Genomic DNA, 12,015 nt, shown 5'->3' with positions numbered 1-12,015 from the left:
CTCCTGATAATGGGGGCTTTTTCATTTCTGAAGGGCGATAACCCCTTGTGACTGACCCGTGGCAGTCGTTATGCTGAACCTCAATATCAGCAAGGGGGTGTCTGTGGGGTGTTTTCAAATTCAAAGGACGGGGTTGGCTGTGCTGGCGGTTGTTGTCATGGGGCATGCGCTCACTGCCGTTGCCGATGAGCCGGTTTCCGCTCCGGTTGCGGCAGCTCCCGTCGTCAGTGCCAATGTTGAGACGTCCGGACCACAGGCCTCAGTCGCGGGGCCGATCCGGGACTGTATCCAGCGCGATGCCGAGGGACGCTTCATGGGCTGGCTGGATGACCAGCACTGCATGCTGTCCGGCCGCACGACTTCGGCAGCGCAATGGTTTGACGGATTGTTTGGCGGCTGGTACGGCCCTGATGATGCCCGCATGCGGCTTCGCGTTGTCACCTACCAGAAATGGGATGAGAATCTGGGTTTTCATACCGGAGCCGCTTTTCGGGCCATAGCCGTATTGCCCAATGCCCGCAAGCGGATTCGTCTGGTAGTCAGCGATGAAGAAGATCTCCTGCACTCAGCGGTGGAAGCGGTTAATTCTGATCCCCGGACCAGCGCCGCCATTCGCTGGATTCCCGACTTGGCCTCGCGGGTCAAATACTCCTTTGATATCGGTGTGCATTCCACGCCGGACCTTTACGCCCGGGTGCGGGCGCAACGGCTCTGGCGGCTCAGCGACTCTTCCCTGGTCCGTTTTACCGAAACACTTCGTTATGGAGTCAAGGAAGAGGGCCGCGCCCTGACCGGGTTGGACCTGGAGCGGGCGCTGGATGACAATTCGGTATTCAAGGTTGCCAGCGTGCTCCAATACCGGCAGATTGAGCCGGAGTCCACTGGCATGCGTTGGGGGCAGGACTGGGTGCTGCTGCATCGGCTAGGCTCGCAAAAAGCCTTGAGTTACGGATTCACCTTTGACGGTGTCCAGCAACCTGACTGGTCGATAAGTACCCGGGGCGTATTTGTCCTTTATCGGCAATCCTTTTGGCGGCCTTGGGTTTATTATGAAATTGAGCCGCACCTGACCTGGTCGCGCAATACCCGTTGGGACCGGACACCGTCCATGACCCTCAGGCTTGAAGCGCAATTCGGTTATTAAGCCTGAACCCTGTATTCATCCGGAAAAACTTCCAGTATGGCGCTGACATCCCGACTCCAGATAATGGCCACCCGTGGCGGCCTGTATGAGACCCATGACTTCCGGGGGGAGAGTGCGGACGGGCGTTATGCCTTCATTCTCAAGCATGTGACCTTCAGGCCGCTATGGCGCGGCAACGGGTTGGTTGAGGTGGCGCTGATGTGCTTTGACCGTGTCAGCGGCAGCCGTCAATGTGTGGTGGAACGTGAAAGCATGACGGAGTTGCATCACCGGCAACTGAAGAAAATTGCCGACTGGGAACATTTTACCTTCAGTTTCGGCTCCGGTTCATTTGTCGAGGTTTCGCGCAACCGCTTGCGTGGCAAGCTGCATTCGGCTGAAGCCGCCGCAGCTTGGGATATGCGTCTGCAACGCCCAGACCAGTCTGCCGGAAATTTCGGGTATGAGTTGCCGTGGCCGAGGCATGGAATTCGCGTCAGTGATGGCGGTATGGCTGCAGAAGGGCGGCTGGCTGCCGGTAAGCTGGCGTTGACGGGAAGTTTCGCGCTGACAAATACACATTATTGGGGCAACGGTTATCCGCACGAATTTGCCGCCGGGCAATGCAGTCATTTTGACGGGGAAAGCGGAGCCGGTTTTTACGGCTTCAACACGCGACTGAGTTTGGGGCGGTTGAAAAGCCCGTATCTGGGCATGGCCTGCCTGAAACTGCGCGGGCGTCGTTATGCCTTTGACAGTCTGGCGGGCAGTTTTCGCCACCGCCTGGAGTCACTGGACAATTACCGCTGGCGGGTGACTTTTCTGAATCCGGAATATGGTCTGGAAGTCTTGGTGGACGGGCAGAATCCGCGTATTACGCCTTGGATGGCCTGGCATGCCGATCATCCTTCCGGTGGGCGCTCCGTGGTCAAGGTGACGCCGTTTGCCCAAGCTGAACTGGTGCTGTTCCGTCGTCGCAATCAGGAGCGGGTGGCAGTCTTGAAAACGGGGTCGATGGAGCTGAAGACGTTGTTGCCGGAGAATGTGCCGGAATTCTCCGGCTTTGCCGCTGAAGCCTGAGTTATTCCTTTGACCAGCGGATCAGCGCGTTCTGCAGGTCGCAGAGCTCAATCGGCTTGCTCAGGTGCTCATTCATGCCGGCTTTGAAGGCCTTTTGCTTTTGTTCATCCAGGATGTGCGCGGTGAGCGCCAGAATGGGCAGCGGCTTGCGTTGCTGCTGCTTTTCCCACTGGCGTATTTCCTGTGTGGCGGCGTAACCGTCCACATAGGGCATATCACAGTCCATCAGCACCAGGTCGTAATGGTCGCGCATCACGGCCTGTACGGCTTCCCGCCCGTTGCTGACCAGTGTGCTGTCCACACCCAGTTTCTGCATCATGCCGCGAATCACTTTCTGGCTGAGCTGGTTGTCTTCGGCAATCAACACCTTAAGCTTGCCCAGCCGGGCAGAAACGTCACCGCCGGTTTCCGGTTGCGTAATGCCTTCCAGCCGCCGCAGCTCCTGGCTGATAGCCTGACGCAGTTGCCGGCTGGTGACCGGCTTGCTGATGACGCGGTGAATGCCGGCATTGCGCGCCAAGGTATGGATGTTGTTGTGCCGCAGGCCCGTCAGCATGATCAGGATCACATCGTTGGTGATCAGCGGGTCCTCCTTCAGCCGCGCCCCCAGTTGCAGGCCGCTCATGCCCGGCATCTGGTAATCCATGATGATGACGTCAAACGGCTGGCCGAGGTTGGCGGCATTGCGAGCCACGGCCAGGGCTTCAGTGCCGCTTTCGGCGGTGCTTACACGCATGCCCCATTGCCCGGCCTGTTCCGCCAGCACCCGGCTGACGGTGCGATTGTCATCGACCACCAGCAGGCGCTTGCCGGAAAAAGTGGCGATGAACTCGGTGGTGGTGTCAGAGCCGACCCCTGCCGCTGTTTTCATGGGCAGGACAAACCACAGTGTCGAGCCCTGCCCAGGCTGGCTTTCCGCAGACAGTTCCCCGCCCATTTCCTTGACCAGTTTCCGGCAGGTCGCCAGATCAGGTCCGATGTGCCAGATGTTGCTGGTGCGGATGGTGTTGCCTGGCTCGAAGAGAGCGTGCAGGTGCTCGGCGCTCATGCCCATGCCGGTGTCTTGCACGCTGAACTGGATGGCCAGTTCGTTTTGCCAGATGGCGCTTTTCAGGCTGACCACCACTTCACCTATATCAGTGAACCGCAAGGCGTTGTGCATAAGGCGGGACAGGATCTGGCGCAGGTGCACCACGTCGCCCATGGCCTGGCGGGGCAGGGCGGTATCCAGGTAGCCGATCAGCTCCAGCTGTTTTTCATCGGCGTGGGTCTTGAACAGATCCAGGCAATAGCCCAGCAATTCCGACAGGTCGAAGACTTCTTCGAGGATGGTGGGCGACTGCTGGGACTGACCGGACACTTCGAGCCGGTCGTTGAGGACATGCAGCAGGGCATTACCTGAGGACTGGATGGTCTGGCCATACTCGCGCTGCACGGGGGTCAGAGGTGTTTCCAGCAGCAACTCAGTCATGCCGAGTATGCCGCTGAGCGGAGTTCGCATGTCGTGACTGATGGACATGAACAGTTGCTGCTGGTCGGCCGCGTGAGTGTCCGTGGGGGGGGGCTGCTGATCCTGCTCCGTCAAATCTTGAAGCCCGTCCATCTCGATGGACCATAGCAGGGTTAATGCGGCCAGGCATGATACGGCCAGGCCGGTGTATCGCAAGGCCGGCCAGTTGGCCGAGTTTCCCGCCAGCAGGGAGCAAGCGCCCGTCATGACCATCAGCAGGCCCAGCAAGAAGAAGCGTGCATTGGGCCGTTGAAGGGACCCGCTGGTAAAGAGCCAGCCGCTCAGGATCATGAAACCGGAAACGTGCAGGAACCCTGCCAGAAGATAGGCTCTTCGAACGCCGACAAACAAGGTGGCCAGAGACAGCACCAGCAGGGCGGCCAAGCCGGTTTGCCAACCCTTGCCGTCCGGTTGGGACGGATGGCAGCGAAAACGGAGCAGTTCGGCGGCGCTGAGCAGTGGCAGCAGTGAGGCAAAGGCTAGCGTGACGGAAGGCAAGTCATGGAACAAAATGCTGACGCCAACCAGCGCTACCATGCCCAAGGGCAGGCTGCCGGCGCGCAGCCGCAGACCGGCTGGAATGCGGCGGGGCAGCCAAGGCCAGAAACACAATGCAAACGAGAAGCCCAGCGACAGGGTTGCCCAGAAGGAGAATTGCCAAGACATGCCTGTTGGATTCCGTCCTATTGCCAGGGGGTGGATATCAGGGGCGCTGACGCATGGCGCGGATAATGACGGCCATGAACGGCTTCACGATATTATTCGCCAGAGGCTAACATATATTGAAAGGCGAGAGCAGACGCTAGGCGATAATTCTCCGACGGGATACTATGACTGAAAAGGGCGGGGGTCGGTGACATGTTGAACTGGATAAAACAACAACTCAGGATATTTCCGGTGTGGATGGGGCTGGTGATTCTGGGACTCTTCCTGGTGGCCGAGCTGGTGACGCTGAACAAGCCGGGGAGTCTGGCCGATCGCGTGTTCCAGCGCATGGACACCATTGTTTATGACTGGCGCTTCGGGGCCTTCACGCCGGATCGTCCCCAGGGGCCGCCCATCGTCATTGTCGATATTGATGAGGAAAGCCTGAAGCAGGAAGGGCGCTGGCCCTGGTCACGCGCACGGGTGGCTGATCTGGTGGATGCCCTGAAGAAGCAGGGCGCTGCCGTGATCGGATTCGACGTGGTTTTCTCCGAGCCTGAAATAAATCCCGCTACACGCTTGCTGGATACCGGCCGCTTGTCACCGTCCGCCAGTGCTGAATTATCGCAACTGGTGGAGGCCATGGATGCCGATGCCCGGTTTGCGGGCGCCATGCGCGAGCGGACCGTGATTGGCTACCTGCTGCATAACGAAGGCACCCATTCGGGCAAGCTGCCACCGCCGTTCTTTCCCCTGGACGGCAAGGAAGGCGACCGGCTGACGGTGAACCGGATGAAAGATTTCACCGGGATGCTGCCGGTTTTTGCCAGCGCGGCATCCGGCGCCGGCTTCATCAGCACCCTGCCGGATGGGGACGGCATCATTCGCCGGTCGCCGCTGGTGCTGCGCTACGAGAACGGACTTTACAGTTCGCTGGCGCTGGAGATGGCGCGGCAATACCTGAAAGCCCCCTTCATCCAGATGCAGACGGTCAACTCCGGCGGCAACCTGAGGCTGGAGTCGCTGACGCTGGGCAAGAGCCGGGTTTTTACCGACGAATCCGGACTCGCCTTGATTCCATATAAGGGCAAGAGTTTCAGCTACCCGTATCTTTCCGCCACCAAGGTGCTGCGCAGTCCAGAGGCTATTTCTTCGTTGAAGGGGGCCATTGTGCTGGTAGGTACTTCGGCGCTGGGGTTGTCCGACTTGCGGACCACGCCGCTGGAAACCGGTTTTCCGGGGGTGGAAGTCCATGCCAATCTTATTGATGTCATCCTGCAAAGTACGGATGCCGCCAACTATTCCTATTATCGTCCGGACTGGGAGCCGGGCCTGACATTCACCCTGCTGCTGATTTCCGGCCTGGCTTTTGTACTGGTGCTGCCGCGTCTGGAACCCGGCTATATGCTGGTGGTTTCGGCGGGCTGGCTGGCGGTGCTGACCCTGGGAAATCTGGTGTTCTGGAAGCATTTCCACTACGACACGCCGCTTTCCATCCTGATGCTGTCGACGATAGTCATTGCCATTTTCAACATCAGCTATGGTTTCCTGCAGGCCAATATCCAGAAGCGGGAGATGAAGACCCTGTTCGGGCAATATGTGCCGCCGGCGCACGTGGACCAGATTCTGATGAACAGCCAGATGGCAGGTATGGAGGGCGAGTCGCGGCACATGACCGTGCTTTTCTCCGATATTCGCAGTTTTACCACCATTTCCGAAGGGCTCAAGGCCAATCGCCTCAAACAGTTGCTGAATGATTTCTTCACACCGATTACCGGGGTGATCTTTGCCCACAACGGCACCATCGACAAATATGTCGGCGACATGGTGATGGCGTTCTGGAATGCGCCGCTGCCGGATGAAAACCATGCCGAACATGCCATTGAGGCGGCCATGGCGATGCAGCGGACGGCCGATGAGCTGAAGCCGGTCTTTGCGGCCCGCAACCTGCCGGAAATCAATATCGGTATCGGCGTCAACACCGGTTTCATGAATGTGGGCGACATGGGATCCCAGTATCGGCGGACCTATACCGTGATCGGTGATGCCGTGAACCTGGGGTCGCGCCTGGAAGGGCTGACCAAGTTCTATGGCGTCAAGTTGCTGGTGGGTGAGGGCACCTACGATCTGGCGCCGATGTTCCTGTACCGATTGGTGGACAAGATCATCGTCAAGGGCAAGCGTGAGCCGGTGTGTGTGTATGAGCCGGTCTGCCGCGTTGAGGATGCCAGTGACAGCCGCCGCAGCCGTATTGAGTCCTACAACCGCGCCCTGGATCATTATTACAGCCGCGAGTGGGATGACGCGGAGAAGATACTGCGCGAACTGCATCAGGGCGACCCTGATCGAATTTTGTACAAGATGTATCTGGAGCGTATTCCCCAGTTGCGTCACGCCACGCTGCCGGATGACTGGATGGGGGTTTTTGAACATCACAGCAAGTAATTCGGCGAAGGGGCTTGGCAAGGGGGTTTTTTTGGCTAAAATCCACCTTCCGGAGTCACCCGAATGATTCTGACGGGCCGATAGCTCAGCTGGGAGAGCGCCGCGTTCGCAATGCGGAGGTCGAGGGTTCGATCCCCTTTCGGTCCACCAAATATCCCGGTTTCCCGATGTTGCCGGAAACCTCCTGAAAAGCCCCGACCGGTAACGGCCCGGGGCTTTTTGGTTTTCCGTCTGAATGCCATTCTCCAAAGCCTTTCTCTCCTTTAGAATCAGGAAATATTTGTCCTGACTCCGGCACACGGCTGCATGCGTTCCGGGGTCGCCGTCCTGTTTTGCCTGCGCCATAGGAAAAGGTTTTCCGATTGCCTTTCCTGGCTATCCAAAGGGAGTTTGCCCATGAGCCGTCACGCCTGCCTGAATCGCGCTTACCGTCTGGTCTGGAGCGCGGTGCACAACCTCTGGATTCCTGTCGCTGAAACGGCCCGCAGCCGCGGCAAGAGCGGCCGTGTGCTGACCCTGACCTCCCTGCTGCTGGCGGGCGGAGCAGCGCAGGCTTTGCCGGTCGGCGGGGTGGTGACGGCCGGAGGCGGCAACATCGGGCAGAGCGGCTCACAAATGACCGTGACCCAGCAAACCGGAAAACTGGCCATTGACTGGCAGGACTTCAGCATCGGCGCGCAGGAGTCTGTTAGCTTTGTCCAGCCGGATGCCGGCTCTATTGCCCTGAACCGGGTGATTTCGCAGAATCCCAGCCAGATTCTCGGGGCGCTGAATGCCAACGGGCAGGTCTTTGTCATAAACCCTAACGGGGTGCTGTTCGGTCATCAGGCTCAGGTTTCGGTGGGGGCGCTTACGGCTTCCACGCTGGGTTTGTCGAATACCGATTTCATGGCCGGTAATTTCCGTTTTGCAGGAACGTCAACCGCCGCAGTAAGTAATCAGGGGCGGATCGAGACGACGAAAGGCGGCTACATCGCCTTGCTGGGGGCCACGGTCAACAACGACGGCTCGTTGGTTTCCCCGTCCGGGTCCGTCAATCTGGCGGCCGGGGATGCGGTCACCCTGCAACTTGACAACGGGTCGCTGGTTGGCCTGACCGTAGACAAGGGCAGCCTGGACGCGCTGGTGGCCAGCCATGGTCTAATTCAGGCCGACGGCGGTCAGGTGCTGCTGACAGCGGAAGGCGCTGACCGGCTCTCGCGGGCAGTGGTCAATCATGACGGCGTGATTGAAGCGCGAACGCTGGAGAATCGGAACGGAGTGATTCGCCTGATGGGCGATATGGAGTCCGGTGAAGTAGTGCTGGACGGTGTGCTGGACGCCTCCGCACCGAATGGCGGTCAGGGTGGATTTATCGAAACCTCCGCCGCCAGTGTCAAGGTCACGGACAAGGCCCGCGTCACCACCAAAGCAGAGGCCGGTAGCACCGGCGTCTGGCTGATTGATCCGGTCGACTTCGTGGTGTCAGCGAGTGGCGGCGATATTTCGGGCAGCCAGTTGTCCACCTCCCTGAACAACACCGGAGTCACCATCCGCAATACGGATGGCGTTTCGGCCGGCAACGGCGATATCTTTATTAATGACCTGGTGGCCTGGAGTGCGGACACCACCCTGACCCTGGATGCCGAGCGCGACATCCGCATCAACAGTGACATTGTGGCGGACGGCAAAAGCGCCGGTCTGACCCTTAATCCGGCGCTGGGTGGTGAAGGGCGTTACAGTCTTGGCGCAGGGGCCAGCATCACCCTCACCGGCATCAATGCTTCCCTGAAAATAGGCGGCAATGCCTATGCCCTGATCCATGACATTGAGTCGCTGCAGGCGCTGGACGGCCGTCAGTTGTATTTTGCGCTGGCCAACGATATCGAGGCTGCCGCCACCAGCGGCTGGAATCTGGGCGCTGGTTTTACTCCCTTGGGAACTGCCGCCAGTCCCTTTGCCGGGACGTTTGACGGGTTGGGACACTCGATCCTGAATCTGACCATCAATCTTCCCACGACTTCTGATGTCGGTCTTTTTGCACGGTCATCCGGCGAAATCCGTCATGTCCATCTGGAAAAGGCGGGCATTATCGGTACCTCGTCCACCGGCTCCCTGGTCGGGGTCAATGACGGTCTGGTTCAAGGCAGTTCCTCAAATGGCCAGGTGCTGGCTATCAGCAATCCGGATATTTTCAACCTGAACGACATTGGCGGTCTGGTGGGGCTGAATAACGGGGTGATTGCCGAAAGTTCGTCTGCTTCCGAAGTTATGGTGATTGGCGATGCGGCATTTACTTCGGTGGCCAATGTGGGCGGCTTGGCAGGCCGAAACTCCAACCTGGTTCTGAACAGCCTGGCGACGGGCAATGTCAGCGCGGGTCTGGTTAACGGTGGGACAGTATCCTCTGTTGGCGGCCTGCTGGGCCTGAATGCAGGCGATGTGGACAATTCGGGATTGCTGAACGCCTTGCCGGTTCTGGGAGGCAGCGTATTGGTGACGGCTTCGGTGAGTCCGGACAACAACACGTCCACCCTCAGCCAGATTGGCGGCCTGATCGGCGGCAATGACCTGCGTGCCATTCTGCAGGATGACAAGAATGCCTACAGCGCCGGCAAGGTGCTGGTGGTCAATGAAACACCGGGCGGTGATATCCGGTATGTGGGCGGTATCGCCGGGGCCAATAGCGGGACTCTGAGCCAGGCGCTTTCAGATCAATCTGTGACGGTGATGGGTAGTGGCATTTCCGGTGTCGGCGGCGGTGTCGGTTTCAGCAAGGGGGCGCTTAGCGATATCCATGCCAGAGGAGATGTGACCTTGGGGTCGCCCGATGTCACGCGTGTTATTGAAAATGCGGGGGGGCTGGTTGGGGAAAATACGGCTGATCTGAGCGCCAGTGATGCCTCCGGTTTGGTGTCGGTAACAGCCAATGGCGGCAGTGCGTACAACATCGGAGGTCTGGTCGGGTATAACCATGGCGTGATTTCGGGCTCATCGGCGAGGGTTGCCAGCGGTCCGGTTCCGGCCGGTGCCGTCTACAGCAGCACGGCGTCCGGGGATGTGGTAGTCCTGGGCAGGGAAGGGACGACGGTGTCTGCTGTTGGCGGCCAGGTCGGCTCCAATACCGGGAATATGGATCTGTCCGGCATCCTGACCGACATCAACGGTGGCGGCGTCACCGTGACTTCCGAGAACCTGATTTCAGATTCGTCGGGCTTCCAGTTCAATATCGGCGGACTGATGGGCCAAAACCAAGGCAGTGTCAGGCTGCTGGGCGGCGGCCGTTTGTTCAGCACCGGGCCGGTGTCCATATTCAATCCCACCCCTGGTGGATTCATCAGCAACATCGGCGGTGTGGTTGGCTCCAATTCAGTCAGTACCGGTCTCTTTGAGAACGTTTACGGTGAGCTGTATGTGAAGGTAGATAATTCCGCTGGGATCAATATTTTTTCGGCGGGCGGAGTAGCGGGCAGCAACTCCGGCACTATCGGCGCGGCCAGCGGCTACCTGTCCATTGAGGATGTGTTCGGCGGTAATCTGGATAACGCTTCCTACGTGGGCGGGCTGGTCGGCTACAACTCCGGCGTCATTCGTGACAGTGAATCGATGAGCTTCGTGCAAGGCTCCGCTTATGTCGGCGGCTTGGTCGGCATGAATGCCTCAACGGGCAGCATCAAGGGCAGTTATGCCCTTGCCTTCGTAGCGCCAAGCGTCAAGGTGGTTGGCACGAATGGCTACATTGGCGGCCTGGTGGGCCAGAATGACGGCACCATTGACACCAGTTATTTTGCCGGTGAAGTTACCGGCTTTGACGGGACGTCTTCAGCCATGGGTGCGGGTGGTCTGGTCGGCTTCAATTCACTCTCGGGGAAAATCAGCAACAGCTATGCCGTTGGCAGTGTCACTGGCGGCAACGTACTGGGCGGCCTGGTGGGTGAGAACGCGGGAACGATTCTGAATTCCTATGCCTCCGTGACCGTGTCGGGGGTATCGATGCTCGGCGGGCTGGTGGGTAACACTGGCGCCAGTTCCACGGTTGCCTCTTCCTTCTATGACATGGGCGTGACCCCGGATGACGGATCCAGTTTTGGTCGCACCACGGACGAGATGATGAAGGGTGACACCTTCTCGACGGCGGGTTGGGATATTGCCCAGGATGGCGGCAGCAAGGCCGTGTGGCGGATTTATGAAGGGCAATCGATGCCCCTGCTGCGCAACTTCCTGCAAGCCCTTACCGTGACGGCCAATAGCCACTCCATTACTTATGACGGCAGCAACTATGCCGGTGGGAACGGGCTTTCTTTTTCGACAACCCCTAACCTGGATACCTTGTTGGGCGTTGAGGTGTATGGCGGTGACTCCCAAGGGGCCCGTCATGTCGGGTTGTACCAGATTTCGGTCTCCGGGTTGTATTCCTCCCAACAAGGATACGACATCAGTTATCAGTCCGGCACCTTGGCGATTGACCCGAAAATCCTGAGTGTGACCGGGGTTGCGGCAGACAAGGTTTATGACGGCGGTGTGGCGGCGGATGTCACCGGTGTTTTGGGCGGGGTGGTGAGCGGTGATTCGCTAGATCTGACCGCATCTGGCATTTTTGAGGACAGGAATGCCGGAACAGGCAAACAGGTTTATGCCACCTATGCTTTGTCTGGCGTGGATCAGTTGAATTATGTGTTGTCGGTAGATGCGGATACCCTGACGGCGGCTATCTTGCCCAAGGGGCTGAGTATTTCGGGCTCGACGGCGCAGAACAAGGTTTACGATGGCGGTGTTTCGGCGATTGTGAATGCCGGGGTGCTGGAAGGTGTCATTGGTTCGGATGAGGTGCTGGTTAGTGGGTTTGGGGCTTTTGACAACAAGAATGCCGGAGTTGGCAAGCAGGTTGCTGTCGGGTACGAGTTGTTGGGTTTTGATGCGGCCAACTATGCGTTGACGGGAACTGAAACGGTCTTTGCGGATATTACGCCGCTATCGATTTCTGCATCGATCTTTGCGGACAGCAAGGTCTACGACGCGACCACCGCAGCGGTAACCACTGGCAGCCTGAGCGGCGTGCTGGGCGGTGATGACCTGTCCTTGATCACCAGCGGCTCCTTCCTAGACAAGAATGTCGGTGGAACCAAGACGGTGAACGTGGGCTATACGGTCAGTGGTGCGGATGCCGGTAACTACACGGTGATGGCGAACGACCAGACCATCGCCGATATCACCGCACGTGAAATCAGCGGTT

5 protein-coding genes and 1 tRNA gene are annotated in these 12,015 nt (G+C 58.8%); 5 read left to right on the top strand and 1 reads right to left on the bottom strand.

The features are described 5' to 3' along the window. The first annotated feature begins 157 nt into the window (after positions 1-157). Complete coding sequence (locus Q7T36_RS03530; RefSeq protein WP_304844099.1) at positions 158-1,144, top strand: hypothetical protein; 987 nt, start codon at positions 158-160, stop codon at positions 1,142-1,144. 36 nt (positions 1,145-1,180) lie between these two features. After that, on the top strand, positions 1,181-2,203 hold the full coding sequence (locus Q7T36_RS03525; protein ID WP_304844097.1) for a hypothetical protein: 1,023 nt from the start codon (positions 1,181-1,183) through the stop codon (positions 2,201-2,203). 1 nt (position 2,204) lies between these two features. On the opposite strand, the gene Q7T36_RS03520 is transcribed toward Q7T36_RS03525, so the two are convergent. Beyond that, on the bottom strand, positions 2,205-4,379 hold the full coding sequence (locus Q7T36_RS03520) for a response regulator (protein WP_304844095.1): 2,175 nt from the start codon (positions 4,377-4,379) through the stop codon (positions 2,205-2,207). Between the two features lie 192 nt (positions 4,380-4,571). Here Q7T36_RS03520 and Q7T36_RS03515 point away from each other — a divergent pair, with 192 nt between their 5' ends. From Q7T36_RS03515 to Q7T36_RS03505, 3 genes are all read left to right on the top strand, one after another. Further along, entirely contained in the window at positions 4,572-6,803 is a 2,232-nt protein-coding gene (locus Q7T36_RS03515; protein WP_304844093.1) for a CHASE2 domain-containing protein, read from the top strand. A gap of 74 nt (positions 6,804-6,877) precedes the next feature. Further along, positions 6,878-6,953 (top strand) — tRNA-Ala (locus Q7T36_RS03510). A gap of 246 nt (positions 6,954-7,199) precedes the next feature. Then, on the top strand, positions 7,200-12,015 hold a 4,816-nt coding region (locus Q7T36_RS03505; protein WP_304844090.1), incomplete at its 3' end, for a YDG domain-containing protein.

It is taken from the genome of Fluviicoccus sp. (genome assembly GCF_030646115.1).
GTDB lineage: Bacteria > Pseudomonadota > Gammaproteobacteria > Pseudomonadales > Moraxellaceae > Fluviicoccus.
Note: the sequence above shows the minus strand (reverse complement) of the source record. Positions and strands in the feature narration are given on the sequence as shown.